General features: G+C 42.7%; 18 protein-coding genes. 6 read left to right on the top strand and 12 right to left on the bottom strand.

The annotated features are described in order from the left end of the window. Positions 1–484 precede the first annotated feature (484 nt). A complete protein-coding gene (locus ACXAGV_RS18440) occupies positions 485–949 on the top strand; it encodes an RNA recognition motif domain-containing protein (RefSeq protein WP_474874481.1) in 465 nt (154 codons plus the stop codon). A 76-nt stretch (positions 950–1,025) separates the two neighbouring features. Here the strand turns inward: ACXAGV_RS18440 and ACXAGV_RS18435 are convergent, their stop codons facing one another. After that, on the bottom strand, positions 1,026–2,342 hold the full coding sequence (locus tag ACXAGV_RS18435) for a DUF5610 domain-containing protein (RefSeq protein WP_474874480.1): 1,317 nt from the start codon (positions 2,340–2,342) through the stop codon (positions 1,026–1,028). 190 nt (positions 2,343–2,532) lie between these two features. Between ACXAGV_RS18435 and trmA the strand changes: the two genes are divergently transcribed. Beyond that, on the top strand, positions 2,533–3,630 hold the full coding sequence (trmA, locus tag ACXAGV_RS18430; protein WP_474874479.1) for a tRNA (uridine(54)-C5)-methyltransferase TrmA: 1,098 nt from the start codon (positions 2,533–2,535) through the stop codon (positions 3,628–3,630). 78 nt (positions 3,631–3,708) lie between these two features. Here trmA and fabR read toward each other — a convergent pair whose 3' ends face one another. Beyond that, positions 3,709–4,302 (bottom strand): HTH-type transcriptional repressor FabR, encoded by a 594-nt coding sequence (gene fabR / locus ACXAGV_RS18425; RefSeq protein WP_269918394.1) that lies wholly within the window; start codon positions 4,300–4,302, stop codon positions 3,709–3,711. A 340-nt stretch (positions 4,303–4,642) separates the two neighbouring features. Between fabR and ACXAGV_RS18420 the strand changes: the two genes are divergently transcribed. Together ACXAGV_RS18420 and sthA are read left to right on the top strand one after the other, a co-directional pair. Beyond that, complete coding sequence (locus ACXAGV_RS18420) at positions 4,643–5,770, top strand: acyl-CoA desaturase (RefSeq protein WP_474874478.1); 1,128 nt, start codon at positions 4,643–4,645, stop codon at positions 5,768–5,770. Between the two features lie 238 nt (positions 5,771–6,008). Beyond that, the gene (sthA, locus tag ACXAGV_RS18415; protein WP_474874477.1) at positions 6,009–7,430 is read left to right on the top strand and encodes a Si-specific NAD(P)(+) transhydrogenase; all 1,422 of its coding nucleotides are present in this window, start codon (positions 6,009–6,011) and stop codon (positions 7,428–7,430) included. A gap of 53 nt (positions 7,431–7,483) precedes the next feature. On the opposite strand, the gene ACXAGV_RS18410 is transcribed toward sthA, so the two are convergent. Then, positions 7,484–7,789, bottom strand: a complete 306-nt coding sequence (locus tag ACXAGV_RS18410; protein ID WP_025254039.1) for a hypothetical protein — start codon at positions 7,787–7,789, stop codon at positions 7,484–7,486. Positions 7,790–7,903: 114 nt separating this feature from the next. On the opposite strand from ACXAGV_RS18410, the gene ACXAGV_RS18405 reads away from it, so the two are divergent. Further along, entirely contained in the window at positions 7,904–8,482 is a 579-nt protein-coding gene (locus ACXAGV_RS18405) for a uracil-DNA glycosylase family protein (RefSeq protein ID WP_474874476.1), read from the top strand. On the opposite strand, the gene ACXAGV_RS18400 is transcribed toward ACXAGV_RS18405, so the two are convergent. Further along, positions 8,479–10,704, bottom strand: coding sequence for a bifunctional diguanylate cyclase/phosphodiesterase (locus tag ACXAGV_RS18400; protein WP_474874475.1), 2,226 nt, complete (start codon positions 10,702–10,704; stop codon positions 8,479–8,481). The genes ACXAGV_RS18405 and ACXAGV_RS18400 overlap by 4 nt on opposite strands. A gap of 143 nt (positions 10,705–10,847) precedes the next feature. Here ACXAGV_RS18400 and ACXAGV_RS18395 point away from each other — a divergent pair, with 143 nt between their 5' ends. Further along, complete coding sequence (locus tag ACXAGV_RS18395; protein WP_474874474.1) at positions 10,848–11,753, top strand: TIGR03899 family protein; 906 nt, start codon at positions 10,848–10,850, stop codon at positions 11,751–11,753. On the opposite strand, the gene ACXAGV_RS18390 is transcribed toward ACXAGV_RS18395, so the two are convergent. The 8 genes from ACXAGV_RS18390 to pspA all read right to left on the bottom strand — a co-directional run bounded on the left by ACXAGV_RS18390 (position 11,750) and on the right by pspA (position 19,431). Next, positions 11,750–12,496: a phosphoadenylyl-sulfate reductase gene (locus ACXAGV_RS18390; protein ID WP_474874473.1), complete on the bottom strand. Its 747-nt coding sequence runs from the start codon at positions 12,494–12,496 to the stop codon at positions 11,750–11,752. The two genes, ACXAGV_RS18395 and ACXAGV_RS18390, sit on opposite strands and share 4 nt — an antisense overlap. Continuing rightward, the gene (cysI, locus tag ACXAGV_RS18385) at positions 12,486–14,207 is read right to left on the bottom strand and encodes an assimilatory sulfite reductase (NADPH) hemoprotein subunit (RefSeq protein ID WP_474874472.1); all 1,722 of its coding nucleotides are present in this window, start codon (positions 14,205–14,207) and stop codon (positions 12,486–12,488) included. The genes ACXAGV_RS18390 and cysI overlap by 11 nt, the downstream gene beginning before the upstream one ends. Further along, a complete protein-coding gene (locus ACXAGV_RS18380; protein WP_474874471.1) occupies positions 14,207–16,030 on the bottom strand; it encodes an assimilatory sulfite reductase (NADPH) flavoprotein subunit in 1,824 nt (607 codons plus the stop codon). Before ACXAGV_RS18380 ends, cysI begins: the two co-directional genes overlap by 1 nt. Positions 16,031–16,229: 199 nt before the next feature. After that, positions 16,230–16,985 carry a TIGR04219 family outer membrane beta-barrel protein gene (locus ACXAGV_RS18375; RefSeq protein WP_474874470.1) on the bottom strand — a complete coding sequence of 252 codons (756 nt, stop codon included), beginning with the start codon at positions 16,983–16,985 and terminating at the stop codon, positions 16,230–16,232. A gap of 3 nt (positions 16,986–16,988) precedes the next feature. Further along, entirely contained in the window at positions 16,989–17,981 is a 993-nt protein-coding gene (locus ACXAGV_RS18370; protein WP_474874469.1) for a DUF2333 family protein, read from the bottom strand. A 156-nt stretch (positions 17,982–18,137) separates the two neighbouring features. Further along, positions 18,138–18,500, bottom strand: coding sequence for a hypothetical protein (locus ACXAGV_RS18365; RefSeq protein ID WP_474874468.1), 363 nt, complete (start codon positions 18,498–18,500; stop codon positions 18,138–18,140). After that, complete coding sequence (locus tag ACXAGV_RS18360; RefSeq protein ID WP_458730277.1) at positions 18,500–18,700, bottom strand: PspC domain-containing protein; 201 nt, start codon at positions 18,698–18,700, stop codon at positions 18,500–18,502. Before ACXAGV_RS18360 ends, ACXAGV_RS18365 begins: the two co-directional genes overlap by 1 nt. Before the next feature lie 62 nt (positions 18,701–18,762). Then, positions 18,763–19,431, bottom strand: a complete 669-nt coding sequence (gene pspA / locus ACXAGV_RS18355) for a phage shock protein PspA (protein WP_474874467.1) — start codon at positions 19,429–19,431, stop codon at positions 18,763–18,765. Positions 19,432–19,761 lie beyond the last annotated feature (330 nt).

Here is a 19,761-nt window from a genome sequence, read left to right as displayed (position 1 = left end):
TCGAAATATGAATCGTCGTTGTGACACTCTTAACGAGTGCCCACACAGATTGTCTTGTCTAAATTGTTAAAGAACGTTGCGACTTCGTCGCAATTCACTATAAGCCGCTGCCTCTTAGTGACTCACCCTGTTCGAGTGAGGTGCGCATTTTACATCGTTTATTTTCGATGTCAACCATGTTTTTAAACTTTTTATCTGTTTGAAAACTTGGTTTCGCACTCAATTCAAAGTTGACTTTGTTTTTCTCGAAGCCCCCTCAGAACGTGGAGCGCATTATAGATACCTCTTGAGAAAGATCAACACTTAAATTGGATTTTTTTGCATTTTAAGGCACTTTTGATGTTAACCGCTCATTTCTACATCATTTCTATGGGTTCAATGCATCTTTAGACTAGTTTTTTCACATTTTATTGTTCAAATTGTTACAAATGAGTAAACTATATACAGCCTCCAACACCATAATAAACAATAGAAAGGTAGGTATATGAAAGTAGGCTTTATTCAATGCGCTGTAATTAGCGCTATTTTTGCAATTGCAGGGTATTTGTTATTTTCTTCTGCTAGTTTAAACGTCCATGTTCCACTTACCGTATCGGCAGCTCTGCTGATAAGCGGTATCGTCACTCCTTGGCTAGCGTCTCTTATTCAAAGTCCATCTTCCTCAGATGCCAGAGCACACACCAATAACGGATCAGTCGAGACTTTATATGTGGGTAACTTACCCTATAGAGCGAACGAGAATGCAGTAAAGGAATACTTCAGTAGCTTTATCGAAGTACAGTCGGTTCGTTTGATGAAGGATCGCAAAACCGGGAAAAGAAAAGGTTACGGTTTTATTGAGGTTGTCACTGATGATCTAAGTAGTGTTATCAATAAAACTAACGACTCAATCTTTCAGGAACGAACACTTAAGGTTCGTCCTGCAAAGGATAAAGTCGAACACGCATAGTCCTGTATACTCAGTATCAGTTATTCAAAAAAAGCCCGGTTAGCTTTGCTCCCGGGCTTTTTATTTTGGTAGACCATTAACTTTCGCTAGTTTCAGCAGATTGAGGAAGACCCTCTAACAGGGTTTGGTTAAACGAGCGGAATCTATTTATTGCTGATATAAGGTCGGGTACCTGAACATCTTCCATCTCGTTAATAATGCCAGCGATTAACGCATTATAGTCTTCACTACTTTCTAACTTACTTTCTGCGTTAGCAAAGGTATCCATCATCTTCTCTAGATATTGAGCGATTGGACTAACCACATTACCGTATTTAGCGTTGTCGCTTTTATCCTCGTTGTAGTGCTGGATATTCTCGTATGTTTTTAACACTTCGGTTTGTGTAGTCCTATTCAACTGTAACGCATAGCCAACCAACTCTTTATCGTCAAAGCCTAAACTTAGTGCCTCTTCGAACGCTTTGTCTATATCTCCGCTGTAGAAAGTATCGGCAAGATCCTGAACTTGACCGACCAAATCAGCGATCGATTCCAGCTCATCTTCATCAAGTTCGCCTTTCAATGAAAAGCTAATACCGCTTCGTTCATAGTATTGGTAAGAAGTCTGTTGTTGGTATGATGCTGAAAAATTGTTTTCGCCTTGTTCACCACTACCGCCTGATTGCTCCTGAGATGCCTGTGCCTGGAAGTTAAGTTGTTGAGAGGCTTGGAACGAGCGAAGACTTTCAAAACTAAAACTCACTTCGTCCCCATCTTTAGTTCGAATCAGCAAGCTACCGCTTTTCTCATCTGATGCAGCTACTGCGTTTAAGGATGAAAGTGATACCGCGCTCGGCTGCTGTCGACCAAATATGTCAGTTTCTAGATCATCAATACCTGTATCGATGAGATCACGACTTTTGGTTATACCTTGTTCAATCTCATCATTCATAAACCCAGCGAGATCTTTTTCTGCCATTGCGAAACCGCGGCTTACTCCATCTCTTGCTTGGCTAAAGAGCCCGGCAAGCTTTTCTTCGCTGGCACCTCCATCAGCTGCGCCGCGAATAACACTGCCTACGAACTTAAGTACATTTCGGGCTACTTTTTCAAAATCGAATAAGCCGTTTGACTTTTCTTCAAGATTTTTCTCTTTGGTTTCTTGTGGTTTTTGCCCATCTATTTCCAACGCTTGATTAATATTGCTACTTACCACGCGCAAGCCGATACTCGTTTGGCTACTTGAAACAGATACTGAAGCCGCTTGTTGCTTCGAGAACTCAGCGGCTTGCTGCAATCCATCTTGCTTCAACTGCTTTTTAAGCGCTTCATTCGGGTGAACCGTTGCCTTTTGATCCGCTTTCTGATCAACCTTTTGGTCTCCCATAAAAGCTTTTATTTGACCCACGTTCATAATTTGATCCTCACTATCCTCATTCTTATTATCGGCAAAGAATCAATATTGTTTAATTTTAATACAGCATTTTTTTCTAAAAGCTATTTAGGTAATCACGCTAATTAATAATGAAGAAGTCGGGAGCGCTTGTTGCAGTTATTTTTTAAGGGACTACAATTCGCGACCTCAACAATGAATGGAGAATTTTATGACCACCACTGAACAACAACGCTATCAAGATCAGTTAGACGAAAAAGTTAATCGTCTCGGTGCGTTGCTTTCTCCATTCAATGCCCCAGAGCTTTCAGTGTTCCCATCTCAGCCAACGCACTATCGTATGCGTGCGGAGTTTAGAGTATGGCATGAGGGTGATGACTTATTTCACATAATGTTTAATCAGGAAACAAAAGAAAAATATCGTGTGGATAGCTTTCCTCCTGCGTGTAAAGCAATAAACGATGCAATGGAACTTCTGCTTGAAGAAGTAAGACCAAACGAAACTCTAAGAAAAAAGTTATTTCAAATCGACTACCTTTCTGCACTGTCTGGCGAACTTGTTATAAGCCTTTTATACCATCGTCAATTAGATGAAGAATGGCAAGTGGCTGCAAAAGCATTACAAGCAACACTTGAGACTCACTTTCCCAAAGTAAACATCATCGGTCGCGCTAGAAAACAAAAACTCATTATCGACAACGATTTTGTGATTGAGCGTTTGCCAGTAAACGGTAGAGAATTCGTTTTCAAACATATAGAAAACAGTTTTACCCAGCCTAACGCTGAAGTGAACTGTAAAATGATTGAATGGGCTCTAGATTGTGTAAAGCCGCTCTCGGGCGATTTACTGGAAATGTATTGTGGTGCCGGCAACTTTTCACTTCCGTTAGCCCTTCACTTTGATAATGTAGTGGGTACCGAAATAGCTAAACCTTCGGTGCAGGCTGCTCAGTTTAACATTGAGCAAAATCAGCTTAATAATGTGAAGATTGTAAGACTCGCCGCTGAAGAATTCACTCAGGCTATGAAGGGCGAGCGTACGTTTAGTCGCTTAGAAGGCATTGATTTAAGCACTTATAATTTCACCACTGTATTGGTCGACCCTCCAAGAGCTGGATTAGATGAAGATTCACTTAGAATGATTCAGGATTACGATAATATTGTATATATCTCATGTAACCCCGAAACATTGGCGCAGAACCTTGAGCTTTTGAGCGAAACTCATAACGTTGTGCAGTCTGCGCTTTTCGATCAATTTCCATTCACTCATCATATTGAGGCTGGGGTTCTTCTTACACGCAAAAGCTAATTTGCGTGTAAGTAAGGAAAAATCTCACACTGAAATATAATTTGGAAGAACACTTTATACTGTAAATTCTTTTCCGCGCTAGGCTTTTTGCGTAGCGCCCACTTGAACAAAGCGAAGTTGCGCTTTCACTCTTTCGCCGATTTCACTTCTAAGCTTATCATCTGCTTCTAATGCTTCAGCTCCGGCACTAAAGACCAGTCTTACCATTGCATCGGCTTGTAACTGAGCGCAAGCGTATTCCACGCCTTGCTGTTCGATAATGTAGTCAGTAAGTTCATCAATGAAATGTTGAATTTCTCTGAATACTGCAAGTCGGTAAGCCGACGACGTACCGGTATGCTCTCGCAGTAATAATCGAAATACATTTGTATTGGCCGCGATGAACTCCATGAAGGTTTCAACAGAGGTATGAATGACGCCGCCGCCTGAAGCTATGCGCCTTCTAGCCTGACGCATAAGCTGTCGAAGCGCTAAACCCGCTTCATCCACCAACGTTAAACCCAACTCGTCCATATCTTTAAAGTGCCGATAAAAAGACGTGGGGGCAATGCCTGCTTCTCGGGCAACTTCGCGCAAGCTAATTGCCGATAAACTGCGGTTTTCGTCTAGCAGTGAAAACGCAGCATGGATGATATTCTGGCGGGTTTTTAATTTCTGTTCTTGTCGGCTCACGTTTGCACCCTGTGTTCATTAACTTTTAATGGTCTGATGATTTTTTAACTTTAGAGACTACTCTCAACGTCATCTGAATAACCATTAACGCAATCGAACCTCGTACATCAAAGACTAGCATGCATAGTCTATCTCAACATCTACTCATCAGGAAAGAGAAACAAAATCATCTCTTTAATAAACAAAGGTTAAGCAGTTTTCGTCACGTTTTATCTGTGTTTTGACTACACTTGGCTATAATTAAACTTTACACATGTAAGCAGAACTAATCTTGGTTTTGCTTGCCTGAAGCCTCGTAAAACGATAAATTAGCGAACAGTTGTAAGCCAAGTTGTATAAAATGAAAAAACCTCCTCTTATCCTTACTAATGTGCTGGTATTTATAATATCAGGCGCAATTGCATTTATAGGTGTGCCGCTTTGGGTGGCATATCAGGGTATCGATTGGACAGAAATCGGTACCGCTATATTCCTATTCTATTTCACCGGTATGTCGATAACTGCTGGGTATCATCGCTTATGGTCACATAAAACCTATGATGCCAACATTGTAGTTCGTGTCATATTAGCGATTGGTGGTGCCATGGCCCTGCAAAATAGTATTTTGCACTGGTCGTCAGATCATCGCGTTCACCATCGCCATGTAGATGACAACGACAAAGATCCCTACTCTGCAAAGAAAGGGCTTTGGTTTGCGCACATCGGCTGGATGTTACGGGAGTATCAAGCTAAGCGTTACGATGATTACAGCAACTGTAAAGATCTACAAAAAGATAGCGTTGTGATGTGGCAGCATAAATACTACTTGCCTATTGTACTCGTTGCTAACTTTGGAATTACTGGTCTGTTGGGTTATCTTAACGGCGACGTGATGGGCATGATTTTGGTAGCCGGCGTACTTCGCCTAGTGCTAGTCCACCACGTAACCTTTTTCATTAATTCCCTTGCTCACTTCTGGGGTAGTCAGCCTTATACAGATAAGAATACGGCACGTGATAATGGCGTTTTAGCATTCTTCACGTTTGGTGAGGGTTATCACAACTATCATCACATATTTGAGTACGACTACCGCAATGGCATTCGTTGGTATCAGTTTGATCCAACTAAATGGCTAATTAAAGGGCTCTCTTATGTAGGTTTAACGTCGAATCTTCGCAAAGTACCTGAAGAGCGCATCGAAAAAGCCTTGGCGGCCATGCAGCTTCAAAGGGCAAGTGAAAAAGTATCGTTACTGCCGAATGCGGAAGAAATGATGCACACAATTCAAGAAGAGTACGACTTGTTGATGCAGCGTATGAGTGAATACTACGCCACGAAAAAACGCGTGATGCGCGTTAAGCAACGCACCTTAAAGCGGAGTATTGAAGGGCTTGAGCTTGCATATAAATATAAAGAGCTGAAACACGCCTTTGCTGTTCAGAAAGAAAAATGGACACAATTGCAGAGTTTGTCGCTTCAAATGGCGTAACTATTTTCTTTACTCTTGTATTCGTAGAAAACCACATAAGCCCATGCTTATGTGGTTTTTTTTGATCTATAGTTTGAATGACACTTCAAGTAAGGTAGTTATACTGGAGTTTGGAAGATTGGGATAAAAACTTAGCTTTATTCTAAGTTCGATGTTCACGCTACATAATAAACTGAATTATGGCGGTTACTGTAATTTCAGACGCCACATCATAGAAGTAATAATACGGGAAGGTAACATGGCAACGAAGCAAAAAACAAAAGCTCCATCGTATCACTATGACGCAATAGTTATCGGCACAGGTCCTGGTGGAGAAGGTGTTGCAATGCAGCTTGCTAAAGCCGGAAAAAAAGTTGCTGTGGTGGAACGCTACGAAGCAGTAGGAGGTGGGTGTACCCATTGGGGCACTATTCCGTCGAAGGCGCTTCGACACTCTGTCAGTCGTCTAATTGAATATAATTCATCTCCCTTGTTTGCCGACAACCACCTAAGCAAAAGCCTGACTTTTTCTGACATTATGCGTCATGCTAGCGGTGTTGTTAAAAGCCAAACGCGACTTCGTTCTTCTTTTTATGACAGAAACCGCGTTACGCTTTTTCACGGCGAAGCCAGTTTTGTAGATGCGCATACGTTAGAGATCACCCGGAAAGATGGCTCAAAAGATACTGTCACTGCGGGCCAAATTGCTATAGCAACCGGTTCGAGGCCTTACTGCCCGAAAGATATCGATTTCACCCACCCACGAATTTATAACTCAGATACGATCTTGTCATTAGATCACGATCCTAAATCAATCATCATTTATGGTGCTGGAGTAATTGGGTCAGAATATGCCAGTATCTTCCGAGGACTAGGTGTAAAAGTAGACCTCGTTAATATGCGCGATCGCTTACTTTCATTTCTTGACGACGAGATATCTGATGCGCTTAGCTACCATTTATGGAATAACGGCGTGCTTATTCGCCACAACGAAACTTATTCTTCGGTTGAGGCCACCGATGACTCGGTAATTTTGAACCTAGAGTCAGGCAAGCGTATGCGGGCGGATTGCTTACTGTTTGCTAATGGTCGCACAGGTAATACTGATACACTTAAACTCGAAAACATTGGTTTGAAAGCTGATGGCAGAGGCCAGCTTAGAGTAAACGAGAATTATCAGACTGACGTAGACAATATCTTTGCAGTTGGCGATGTGATTGGTTATCCAAGCTTAGCATCAGCAGCTTATAATCAAGGGCGCTTTGCTGCAGAAGCCATGCTGGGTATTAAAACACACTCTGCATTGGTAGAGGATATTCCGTCTGGTATATACACCATTCCGGAAATCAGTTCTGTAGGAAAAACAGAGCAAGAACTTACCGCAGCAAAAGTACCTTACGAGGTGGGTAGAGCCCAGTTCAAGCACTTGGCCAGAGCGCAAATTGCGTCAACGCAGACAGGGAGTTTGAAAATCTTGTTTCATCGTGAAACAAAACAGATCTTGGGAATTCACTGCTTTGGCGAACGTGCCTCAGAGATTGTTCATATCGGCCAAGCCATTATGCAGCAAAAAGACGAAGGAAATACCATAGATTACTTCGTTAACACTACGTTTAACTATCCAACCATGGCAGAAGCTTATCGAGTCGCTGCTATTAATGGACTGAATAGAATTTTCTAGCAGCCACAAAAAAGCCGGCGAAATTGTCGCCGGCTTATATGCGTTAACTAAAATTAGTTACGGTTCGCAGCAAGCGCATTAAGCGAGTCTTTATGTGCTACGATGTCGATGTGCATATTTTCTTGATCGAACGTCATTGTTGCAATGGCGTAGTCACCCTGACTCTCGCTTGCAATGTCGATCAGCTTTGCTTGTGCATCACGGAAACGAATGTTATTGCCGATTTGATCAGACATACATTGGTTATTCATTTCGAATGTTTTCGCATCCATGCAATCGAAAAGCTGGTTTTCACCAGATTCCGCATGCGCAATACCAAAGGCTGCTGAAAGAGCTAATGTTAGTACTACTTTACGCATGTTTCTTCTCCTGTGCTACAGTCTACTACTGTCACTATTAAACATACTGTATATACATTAGATAGTCAAATTTAGATCACACTAATATGACAGAAGTATGACAAGAAGAAATAATTGGAGAAAATTTTGAAAGGGCACGATGCATTGGTTGCCAAAGCTAAGAATTGCACGCTATGCGCCCCTTATCTACCGCAAACACCCAACCCTATTTTTAGCACTGCCGCACCAACCAAGATACTTATTATTGGACAAGCACCGGGGATGAAAGCGCATGAAAGTGATAAGGCTTTTGCGGATCCGAGCGGAGATCGGTTACGCGATTGGCTATCGGTTTCTAAAGAGACCTTTTACAACCCGCGGCTAGTTTCTATTATGCCAATGGGCTTTTGCTTTCCAGGTTATAGAAACGGCGCTGATGCTCCTCCCAGAAAAGAATGTGCACCTACGTGGCACAATCAATTTCTTTCTTACTTAGAACCTGAAATAACACTTTACCTAGGTAGATACTCGCAACAGTATTACTTACCACAATACAAAACATTAACTGAAGCTGTACGCAGTCCGACTGAAACACACTTCGTCCTACCCCACCCATCTGGCAGAAACAACAGGTGGCTCGCTAAAAATCCTTGGTTTGATTTAGATGTTCTTCCTAGGTTGCGACACACTATCGAGTCTGTTTTGAAAGTTTAGTCGTGCTCTTCAAGAAACGCTAAGAGCGCGTCGAACGGCATGGGCTTCGCATATAAATACCCCTGAGCTTCGTCACAACCGAGCTTTATCATGTAACTCGCCTGCTCTCTTTTTTCCACGCCTTCAGCAATAGTCAGTAAGCCTAGCTTGTTCCCCAGCGTTACTATGGTTTCAGCTAACACTGCACTTGCGCCTGGCTTAATATCTTTAACGAATGAACGATCGACCTTTAGCCGGTCTAGCGGTAGCTGCTGTAGATAACTCATGGAGGAAAATCCTGTTCCAAAGTCATCAATGGCTATTTGAACGCCGAATTCTTTTAGTGAACGCAAGGCATCAATAACAATTTGTGGTTCATCCATCACCACACTCTCTGTTATTTCGAGCTCTAATAAGCTCGGGTCGCAGTTAGCTTTGGAAAGAGCTTGTTTTACTTTATCCACAAATAACCTGTCGCGAAATTGTGGAATAGAGATGTTAACAGCAACTCTAAGATGCCCGTAGCCTTTCTCTTTTAACGCTTGAAGACGTCTGCATGACTCTTCCAAAACCCATTCACCAATATCAACAATAAGCCCAGAATACTCGGCCAACGGAACAAAGACAGCAGGAGAGATATAACCACCCTCGCCATCGGGCCAGCGAAGTAGGCCTTCCATACCCACCACTTTTTCATTCAGTAAGTCCACCTGCGGTTGAAACCACAGTTCCAACTTACGTGCCGCAAAATCACTGCGAAGTTGGCGAATCATATCAAGGCGCCAAGTTGTCTGATCTTCGATATCTTTGGCATAATATTCAAAGTTATCAGTCAGGTTTTTCTTGGCGCGATTTAGCGCGATGTTAGTACGCTTTAAAATTTCGATACCAATGTGACGTTTATTATCCAGCTTACATAGCCCAAGAGTAACGTTTACAGGTAGGGTGTGATCACCGACCAGAAATGAAGACTGAAAAATATTGTTGATTGATTTAGGACAAACTAGTTCATCCGGGCCAATTAGACCAAACACGTCGGCACCTATGCGGCCCTTTTGAACAGAAACATCTAGCGCAGAATGAAAGCGGTCGCTAATTGCTCGTAAAAGCTCATTACCAACCTCTTGGCCAAGACCATCATTGATATCAGAAAAATGATTCACATCAATAAGTGCAACAGTATAATTTTCTCCCGCAAACAGATGGGGTTTATCAAGCATGTTGATAAATTCGTTGCGGTTAGGCAAACGCGTTAACCAATCTCTAAAGGCAGCGTTTCTCAATTCATGAAACAAATTGACGTTTTCGTAGCCTACGGAAATACTAGAAAGAAAGACTTCAAGCAGGTTTTTATCTAATTCGCTTATTTCGTGAGTTTGCCGAACGTAAACCGCGGCTTCAAAGCCCGCTCTGCTAATATAAAGTACTGAGCAGCTAAGCTCAAAGACATGTTTTTTAAGACGTAGACAGCGCGATACATTTTCTTCAATTTCACTGTTTTTAACATCTACAACCGGTTGGTTGATATATCTGGCGTATTCACCCGCGGCACCAAGTACATATACTTGTTCGTCGTCTCGGTCTAGTAATGACCCGGCCCTAGCACACAATAGACCTTCAGAATCGAGTCCTATCAGGGAACTGATTTGAGTAACAACCCCTTCGCAGAATTCTTTGACCGAATGTTCTTCAAACAAATTGGCCGAAGACGTAATAATCTTTTCTAAACCTGCGCGACTTTGGCTTATGGTAATAATTTGCTGATAAGAGCGGAGCGAAGAAATAATGGTAGTGAGCAGTTTAGCGCGAGTAAGCTCAGTTTTCGTTTTGTAGTCATTAATATCATACACTTTAATGACCTGCTCTTCTGGCGCATACCCTGGCTGCCCAGTACGCAATATTATGCGAGGCTCAAAGAGCTTCATATCTTCGCGAATGTATTTAACAACGTCGAAGCCAGCATCATCAGTTTCCATCACCACGTCAAGTAGAATGATGGCAATACTGTTACCGTGCTCATGGAGCTTCTCTTTGGCCTGTTTTGCAGAATAAGCGTGGATGAAGTTTAACTTTCGATCATTTACGATGAGGTCAGACAGGGCAAGGCGCGTTACCGTGTGAATCTCTTCATCATCATCGACAATAAGAATATTCCAGTCTTTACCGAGTAAAACCTGCTCTTCAACTGAACCATCATCGTCTAAAAAAACTAACTCGTCGTTATCGTAATCCATTGCCGACATTACCGCTCATTTCCTCGATACATACAAAACAAGAATGCATGACTTACTGTATTAAGGAGACGATTGCATTGATAAATGGGTTACGCAATGCAATAGTGCTCACATGGTACACGCTAATTTACATTCATTTTATTTAAACCAACATGAAGATAACACCTCAGCACATTTCTCCTGAGATAAAAAAAACTCAGAACACGGAAGGCAATGGCACAATAGCAACGACTAGCCAAACTGCTGCTGAGAAGGTAGCAAACTCTACACAAACCGATGCAAGTCGCCAACGCATGCTAACGTGGTTCGCTAGAGTGGGAATTAGCCCTTCTATGTTGTCTCCTGATCCTAAAAAGCAAAAACACGCCTTAGAACGAAGAAAACAGATCCTAGAAACCCAAAAAGCGAGCAATCTTCAATCTGTTCTAAATATAGCACTAAATGTCTCAATCAACGAACAAACTAGCGATAATCTTGATCCCGACTGGTTTTTTGCCTTTAGTACAATGGCTGAAGAGATTTATAGCCCCCCCATGCAGGAATTGTGGGGAAAAATTTTTGCCGTGGAAGTAGCGCGTCCAGGCAGTTTTTCACTACGTACCCTGCAACTACTCAAGACACTCACTCACAGAGATGCAAAGGTATTTAATAAAGCAGTTAACATAGCGAGTCGAAAGAGTAATGATACCGTTCCGCGCATATTGGTAGGGTATCATAAGCGCAAGGGTCTTTTTTCGTTTCTTAAAAAGCCTATTCCAGAGCAAATAAACTTAGCCTCTGTTGGCCTCAGCTACCCTGATTTATTATCTCTGCAAGAAATGAAATTGATTTATGCCAGTGAAATCGAGAGTGCAGAATACGCTGAAGGGCAGCAGGTTACTTGGCGATGTGTTAATGAAAACATGACACTCACATGTAAAGCGCCGGGAGTGGCATTGGTTTATTATAAATTTACTTCAGTAGGTGCTGAACTTTATAAACTGGTGACTAAGTCTACTAACGAAACGTATCTACAAGAAATCAATCAAGTATTGAGTGAGGTATTTAACATAAGTTAAATACCGTCACCGAACTCGTGTAATCCACATTCGCGTTTCAAACCAAAGAAACGGGTGTCTTGTTCACTCATTCCTTCTTGAAGCGATTGGGTTGTATGCCAGTCACCAATTGAAACATAACCTTGTTCCCACAGCGGGTGATAAGACAGGTTGTTGTCTTTAAGGTAATAGTGAAGGTCTTTGTTACTCCAATCGATAATCGGATACAGCTTGAACTGCTGCCCTACTTTTTGTAGAACAGGCAGCTTGCCACGGGTATCAGATTGACTTCTGCGCAAACCTGCGAACCAGGTACCCGCATTCAGTTCACCCAACGCACGCTGCATTGGTTCAACTTTGTTCATCTTGTTGTATTTTTCAATACCGTCGATGCCTTGCTCCCAAAGTCTGCCAAATCGAGCCTCCTGCCAAGCAGATGACATTTCTGCACTATAAACGTGTAGGTTTAAATTAAGCTTCTCGACCAATTCATCAATAAACTTGTAGGTTTCTGGAAACAGATAGCCGGTATCGGTAAGCACAACGGGTATATCCGGTTGTGCTTGAGTAAGCATGTGCAGCATAACTGCCGACTGCGCTCCGAAACTCGAAGACACAATATGAGTATCGGGCAAGTTGTCCAGCGCCCAAGCTACTCGCTCTTGCGCTGTCATTTTTTCCAACATATCGTTGATATCAGCAAGGGCTTCTTTGCTGATATCAAGCGTAAGTGGTTGCTGCTTTTCTGCTGTATTATTCGTCATAGAAATCCCGTGCGGAGTCTACTACTGGTTTTACAACACCAGCGCGAACAACATAATCACCAAAGGCCTCGCCACTCTCACGCTCTTTAGCCCATTGACCAAGTAGCGTATCTAACTCCGCCATGATTTCTTGTTCGCTAATATTTTCACGATACATACGTGGTATGCGTGTACCTTCTCGATTGCCGCCTAAGTGCAAGTTGTACTTGCCTGGGCCCTTACCAACCAAGCCAACTTCTGACAACATTGCGCGACCACAGCCATTTGGGCAGCCAGTTACGCGGAAAATAACACTGTCTTCTTCTAAACCGTGTTTGGCAAGTAAACCCTCTAGCTCGGTAACAGCATCTGGCAGATAACGCTCAGCTTCTGCCATCGCTAGCGGACAAGTTGGCAATGCAACACAGGCCATTGAATCAAGGCGCTGATTAGAAATACTCGGCGCAATGAGGCCATGCTCACGAGCTAAGGCTTCTACTTTGTCTTTGTCTTGGGGTGGAACACCAGCAATAATCAAGTTCTGGTTTGCGGTTAAACGGAAATCGCCTTTGTGTATTTTGGCAATTTCTGCGCAACCTGTTTTTAGCGTTTTACCTGGGTAATCCAAAATACGACCATTTTCGATAAACACAGTCAGGTGGTATTTGCCGTCAATGCCTTCAACCCAGCCAAAACGATCACCACGGTCGGTAAATTCGTAAGGTCGGCTATCTTGGAAAGTCACGCCTGCGCGCTTCTCAACTTCAGTTTTGAAGTTGTCTACGCCAACACGCTCTAAGGTGTATTTCGTTTTCGCGTTCTTACGATTAACACGGTTACCCCAATCACGCTGCGTGGTAACAACCGCAGCGGCAACGTCTAGCGTGTTTTCTAACGGTATAAAACCAAAATCAGATGCTTTACGCGGATAGGTGCTCTTATCACCGTGGGTCATTGCAAGACCACCACCAACAAGCACGTTAAAGCCAACTAGTTGACCATTTTCTGCAATCGCAACAAAGTTAAGGTCGTTTGCGTGAACATCAACGTCGTTTTGTGGAGGAATAACCACCGTCGTTTTAAACTTACGCGGCAGATAGTTATCACCCAAAATAGGCTCAACAGGCTTTTCAGTGGTCTCAACTTTTTCACCATCCAACCAAATTTCAGCATAGGCGCGAGTTTTAGGAAGTAAGTGTTCACTTATCTTTTTAGCCCATTCAAACGCCTGAAGGTGAAGCTCAGATTCAACCGGATTTGACGTACACAGTACGTTTCGGTTTACATCACCTGCCGTTGCAATAGAGTCAATGCCAGCCTTGTTCAGCATTTGGTGCATAGACTTAATCTTAGGCTTTAACACACCGTGAAACTGAAATGTTTGACGCGTGGTCAAACGAATACTGCCATACATAGTGTGGTCAGCGGCAAACTTATCGATAGCTAACCATTGATCAGGCGTGATTACGCCACCCGGTAAACGAGCGCGCAGCATCACATTGTGAAGCGGCTCAAGTTTTTGCTTTGCACGCTCAGCGCGGATATCACGGTCATCTTGCTGGTACATACCGTGGAAGCGGATAAGCTGGAAGTTATCAGCCGTGAAGCCACCTGTAAGATCATCTTTGAGATCCGTAGTGATGGTGCCGCGCAAATTATTACTTTCACGCTTTAAGCGCTCGTTGTCAGCCAGTTTGCCCTCAACGATAAATGGTGATTTTTCGTTACTCATTAATAGACATCCTTCTGATAACGTTTCGCTTTTCGTAACTCTACAATATAGGCTTTAGCATCGGCTTCAGATTTTCCGCCGTGCTCTTGCACGATACTAATAAGGGCATTTTCAACGTCTTTCGCCATGTGCATTGCATCACCACACACATAAATGTGTGCGCCCTTCTCTAACCATTCGTACACTTCTTTACCGTTTTCTAACAAGCGGTGCTGAACGTATACTTTTTCTTCTTGATCACGAGAGAATGCGAGCGTAATTTTATCTAGCAGACCTTCTTTAACGTAACCTTGCCACTCTACCTGGTATAGGAAATCTTGCGTAAAATTAGGGTTCCCAAAGAACAACCAATTTTTGCCTTCAGCGCCTTGAACGTCACGCTCTTGCATAAAGGATCTAAACGGTGCAATGCCCGTGCCTGGGCCAACCATGATAACGGGTGTATTCGGATCTTCCGGCAAACGGAAGTTGTCATTGTTTTCAACGAAAACTTCTACCTCACCATTTTCTTGTAAATACTCACACAAGAAACCAGACGCACCACCTTGATGACGGTGACCAAACGCTTCATAGTCAACGTGAGCTACCGTCAAGTGTACTTCGTCTTCTACGTCAGCTTGGGCTGATGCAATAGAGTACAAACGTGGCGTAAGTGGGCGCAACGCATCTACAAGCTGCTGTTCAGACAGCTTACCTGGGTGATCGCGCACAATATCAATGATTTGACGCTCAGCCATGTAGGTACGTAACTGCGCTTTATCTTCCATCAGGCTCGCTAACGACTCAGAGCCGGTCGCTTCTTGATAAGACTTAATGAAATTAGGGTAGCTTAAGGTTAATTCAAGTTTAGACGTTAATGCTTCAGTTAACGACATTGTCCCGTCACCAACAGACACTTCAGCATTGCCATCTAACGACAAAATACTAATAAGTTCTGATACCAAAGAGTCGGCGTTCTTGAACCAAACGCCTAGCGCGTCACCTGGCTTGTAGGTAATTCCGCTATCTTCAAGGCTAATTTCAATGTGACGGATATCTTTAACTGAATCGCGACCCGTAATTTTCTGAGCATCAATTAACGTTGCTTTGAACGGCGCTTTTTTAGTGTAAGTCTGTGCTGCTACACCCTGAACTGCTGCGCCAGTTTGCGCCGCTACCGCAGCCTGTGGTGCTGCGCTAAAGTCATCTTTTAAAGATTCAATCAGCTTATTGAGCCAAGCCTCGGCTTCAGCTTCATAATCAACATCACAATCAAGGCGCTCAACAATAGGTTTGCCACCAAGCTTGCCAAAGCGCTCATCAAAGTCTTTACCTGTTTGGCAGAAAAACTCATAACTGCTATCACCTAGACCCAACACGGCGTATTTAGTGCTTGCCAGCTTAGGTGCTTTTTTACCTGCTAAGAATTCGTGCAGTTCGATGGCATCATCGGGTGCATCGCCTTCACCGTGGGTACTTACAAATACCGCCACGTGAGTTTCTGCTTTTAAGTTGCGAGGCTTGTAATCTGCCATGCTAACTAGCTTGCTATTAAAGCCCGCTTCTTCTGCTTTCGCTTGACACTGCGCTGCAACACCTTTCGCATTACCGGTTTGTGAACCGTACAAAATAGTTAACGTTGGTGCATCACCCGCAACTGCAGGCGCGCTTTGTAATACAGGGGCAACCGAACCACCTTGTGCAGCTGCCATGCCTGCTGCATAGCCACTTACCCAAGTAAGTTGATCACGATTTAAGCCTGCAATGGCTTGCGTAATTGCATTCCACTGCTGTTCGTTTAATACCGCGCCTGGCGCTGAGTTCGAATTAGAATCTTGTGACATAGTCTTTTAGCCTTTTATCAATGGCGCTAAGGCTAACGGCTTTCTACAAGAAGAGAAAAGAATAAATGAAACTTTTTTATTACTGAAAGTGCTAATGACTGTGTGAATAGGTAATAACGTACATGAAGATTACGCTCGGAAAATAAAAAAGGCGTGGACTGCACGAGCGGCCACGCCTTTAAATACAGGTAGTTAGCGCTTAAAAATGAAGTTCTAAGCCTGCGAATACACCGTCGAATTCCATGTCAGCATAAACATCATCAAGGTCTTCAATATCAACCGTTACGTTTCTGTAACCAACTTGAAGCGTCATATCGACTGCTAAGCTCTCAATAAACGAGTATTGAACTGCAGCCTGATAGTCGCTTAGCTCGTGGTCATCGAATGACAAATAGCTGCCTTCAAAATATGCAGACAGTCCCGTAAATGGAAGACCCAGCTGCACTTTTGAATATGCCATAGGCACTATGCCCGAAAACTCAGCAGAGCCGCTGGTGTTACTGTCTGTCTCAACAACACTTAAAGCGCCATCAATATATTTTGCATTTACACCAAGATCAAAGCTAACTAGGTCGTTATCAAACAGCTCGTAGTACAAAATGAAGTCGGTTGCATCAAGCTCTATATCAGTGTTTACAACAGCGTCACTTCGAAACAACTCGTCATCAAAGGTAAATTCAGATTGAAGCGCTGTAGTCCCAGAGTTATCTAACGTGGTGTGATTTACCTTCACATTCGGCAAGAAAGGTACTGGATGTTCAAAGGCAATGTATAACGCCGTATTGGTTTCATCGTCAAAATTGAAGTCAGCGGTGTTGTTGTTGTCAGCAAAACCACCTTGTGTATCGGTTTGCCACACTTGTGCACCAACATACACGCCAGCAATAGTGTCTGCGTGAGATGAAACTGAAAATAATGCGCATCCCAATGCGGCAGCTATAAGACCTTTTTTCATTAATTATCCTTGATTAAGAAGTTCTGATATTTCAATTAAAGCAGCGTTTGCGCGAGAAATATAGTTAGCCATAACTAAAGAGTGATTAGCTAACATACCAAAGCCACTGCCGTTTAAAATCATCGGACTGTAAACAGACTGTTGTGTTGCTTCCAGTTCGCGAATGATTTGCTGAAGACTCACTAGGGCATTCTTATCTTCAAGCACATCGTTAAATTCAATTTCTACGGCTTTAAGAAAGTGTAGTAAAGCCCATGTTGCACCGCGCGCTTCATAAAAATTATCATCTAACTTCCACCAGCTTGTCTGTACAACTCGTTGGTTGCTGCTAGGCGTAGATTGCTTTGCGTTAGCGTCACCAGCTAAATCTGTATTAACTCTCGCAGATCCTACGCTGGCGCTTAATCTTTGTGAATAGCTACCCAACCGTTTTTCAACCTGCTTCAACCATTCTCGCAGGTTATCTGCTCGGGTATAGAACTGACTGTCTGAATTACGTGTGTTTGCCAACTCGTCTCGATATTTTTTAAGAAGCTCGATACCTTCAGCATAGCTTGATTCAGACGAAGGTAATGCCCAGCTTTTATGATCCATATTGAATTTAGGGTGGGCTTTTGTCAGGTATGGGTTTTCAATGGATTGAGATTGAGAGCGGCTGAAATCTTTGCGCATAGAAAGCGCGAGATCTCGCACCATCTCTAGTGCACCAAACTCCCACGCAGGCATGTTATCTAAAAAGACACCAGGAGGAATGACATCATTTGAAAGGTAACCACCAGGCTTATCTAGCAAAGTTTCTGACACATCAATCATAGTAGTGGTCAATGTGTAACCCGCTATGTTGGTAGGGTTTTCAACGGGTGAGTTCTGTTCCAAACGTTTTCTAACATCATACGTGTCCGGAGATAAACTCCAATACCACCCGATTAACCAGAACAGTAAAAAAATCACCACAGCGACAATCGCTATCTGTTTTGAGTTAATAGATTGTCTCATATAAACACCAACCTTCCTTTTAAATAACAAATAGCCGACGGTGGTCAGCTATTTGAAACAACTAATATTATGTGAAAAATGCGAAACCTTTATGACGGTTACCGGTATAACACCACCTTTTACTACGTTAACACAATTTAAATTTATTTATGTTAATTATAAAGTGTGGCGCATGTTTACGTCATTTTGTCGCCTATAAGCAGCAGATTTACGATTTTTCAGAGCATATAGCGCGATACCGATTAGTATAATTGGCCAGAAAGCACTGACACCCAACACCAGCAAAGCCAAAAAGCCTGCACCTAAAGCTAAAAGAATCGTACCCATAACGCTTATAGCAACAACAAAGCCCACTATGGCAAGGGCAACACCAATTAACGAAAGCACTGCCACGTTTTCCCAAGGACTTAGCAACTCGTCAGACATAACAAGGTGCATGCCGAGCCAGCTATCTACAAGGCTTCCCAAACAATTCACCAAAATAATGGCGATGACTAACGCAATTAAAAAGTTTTTCATTACACTAATCTCGGTAGTAGGATAACGGCAGCCACGTAAGCTACTAGCGTGATGGGGGTGGCGATAAATAAACCCGCTATCGCTGCCGCTCTTACCCATACTGCATCGATATCAAAATAACGTGCAACACCTGCACACACACCTGAAATAATGCCAGAATCAAGGTCTCTATAAATTCGCTTCTGTGATGGTACTTTCATCATCTTCTCCAAAAATGTTTCTTTCGATATCTACAATATAGGCTGGCGGTAGCCAAGGTCGCTTAAGCGACCTTTTTCTTCTTAAGTTCTGCCAGTTCCTTTTCAATCGCTTCGTCTGCTTCCATTGCGTCGAACTCAGCTTGTAATGACGTTGCTTCATTAGACTTCGTTAAGTCATATGCATCCACTTGCGCTTCAAGATGGTCAATACGCTGTTCGTAGCTTTCAAAACGCATCATTGCATCGTCAATTTTTCCTTCGTGGTCAGCCTGCTTCACCTTCAAGCGTGTTTGCGCTGAATTTTTGCGCTGAACTAAGGTTTTTTGCTTAGCTTTGGCTTCTGCTAATTTACTGTTCAACCTTGCAGTATCGCCTTGAATTTTTTCGATACTTTCTGCAAGTTGCGCTTCTTGCTCTTTAAGAGAGTCAAGTTTCGAGACATACTTCTGCTTCTCTATAAGCGCCGCTTTCGCTAATGACTCTTTATCGTTGTTCATTGCAATTTGCGCTTTTTGTTGCCACCCCTCTACTTCCTTGTTTGCTGCTGCGATATGACGCGCTAAGGTTTTCTGCTGAGCAATAAAGCGCGCCGCGTCCGTGCGAACCTCAACTAGGGTTTCTTCCATTTCTTGAATAATCAAACGAATGATTTTTTCAGGCTCTTCCGCTTTATCTAACATTGCGTTGATGTTTGCTTGAACAATATCGTTAATGCGTGAAAACATACCCATAATTCTTTCTCCGTTAAAAATAGTGTTGTGGTTTCCAGCATTTATTCTTAAGTTCACACGCTGCTGGTTACCGCTGACTGAGTTCTCCTCAACACTTAACGTATTACAATGACCATGCCATTTATTTAAGTCACTGTTTTTAATATATTTTAATTTAATTACAGGGATTTCCAACTGCTCACCAAGCAACCAAATACAATTTTTTAGCGTATTTAACCAATCAAATTGTTAAATTGACCACACCTATTTATTGCGCCTTTAATGTTAAAATCACTGTGATACACACACAAAAAAAGCGCCTTTCGGCGCTTTTGCTAGATACTAATATCA

The sequence above is a fragment of the Alteromonas sp. ABH4_453 genome (assembly GCF_056160665.1).
The sequence above is the reverse complement of the archived record's forward strand: the minus strand, read 5'-3'. Positions and strand labels throughout refer to the sequence as shown.

What these genes read in the sequence shown, in the direction of transcription:
- ACXAGV_RS18440 (WP_474874481.1), top strand. Translation starts at nt 485, where the DNA reads ATGAAAGTAGGCTTTATTCAATGCGCTGTAATTAGCGCTATTTTTGCA.
- ACXAGV_RS18435 (WP_474874480.1), bottom strand. Translation starts at nt 2,342, where the DNA reads ATGAACGTGGGTCAAATAAAAGCTTTTATGGGAGACCAAAAGGTTGAT.
- trmA (WP_474874479.1), top strand. Translation starts at nt 2,533, where the DNA reads ATGACCACCACTGAACAACAACGCTATCAAGATCAGTTAGACGAAAAA.
- ACXAGV_RS18420 (WP_474874478.1), top strand. Translation starts at nt 4,643, where the DNA reads ATGAAAAAACCTCCTCTTATCCTTACTAATGTGCTGGTATTTATAATA.
- sthA (WP_474874477.1), top strand. Translation starts at nt 6,009, where the DNA reads ATGGCAACGAAGCAAAAAACAAAAGCTCCATCGTATCACTATGACGCA.
- ACXAGV_RS18410 (WP_025254039.1), bottom strand. Translation starts at nt 7,789, where the DNA reads ATGCGTAAAGTAGTACTAACATTAGCTCTTTCAGCAGCCTTTGGTATT.
- ACXAGV_RS18400 (WP_474874475.1), bottom strand. Translation starts at nt 10,704, where the DNA reads ATGTCGGCAATGGATTACGATAACGACGAGTTAGTTTTTTTAGACGAT.
- ACXAGV_RS18395 (WP_474874474.1), top strand. Translation starts at nt 10,848, where the DNA reads ATGAAGATAACACCTCAGCACATTTCTCCTGAGATAAAAAAAACTCAG.
- ACXAGV_RS18390 (WP_474874473.1), bottom strand. Translation starts at nt 12,496, where the DNA reads ATGACGAATAATACAGCAGAAAAGCAGCAACCACTTACGCTTGATATC.
- cysI (WP_474874472.1), bottom strand. Translation starts at nt 14,207, where the DNA reads ATGAGTAACGAAAAATCACCATTTATCGTTGAGGGCAAACTGGCTGAC.
- ACXAGV_RS18380 (WP_474874471.1), bottom strand. Translation starts at nt 16,030, where the DNA reads ATGTCACAAGATTCTAATTCGAACTCAGCGCCAGGCGCGGTATTAAAC.
- ACXAGV_RS18375 (WP_474874470.1), bottom strand. Translation starts at nt 16,985, where the DNA reads ATGAAAAAAGGTCTTATAGCTGCCGCATTGGGATGCGCATTATTTTCA.
- ACXAGV_RS18370 (WP_474874469.1), bottom strand. Translation starts at nt 17,981, where the DNA reads ATGAGACAATCTATTAACTCAAAACAGATAGCGATTGTCGCTGTGGTG.
- ACXAGV_RS18365 (WP_474874468.1), bottom strand. Translation starts at nt 18,500, where the DNA reads ATGAAAAACTTTTTAATTGCGTTAGTCATCGCCATTATTTTGGTGAAT.
- ACXAGV_RS18360 (WP_458730277.1), bottom strand. Translation starts at nt 18,700, where the DNA reads ATGAAAGTACCATCACAGAAGCGAATTTATAGAGACCTTGATTCTGGC.
- pspA (WP_474874467.1), bottom strand. Translation starts at nt 19,431, where the DNA reads ATGGGTATGTTTTCACGCATTAACGATATTGTTCAAGCAAACATCAAC.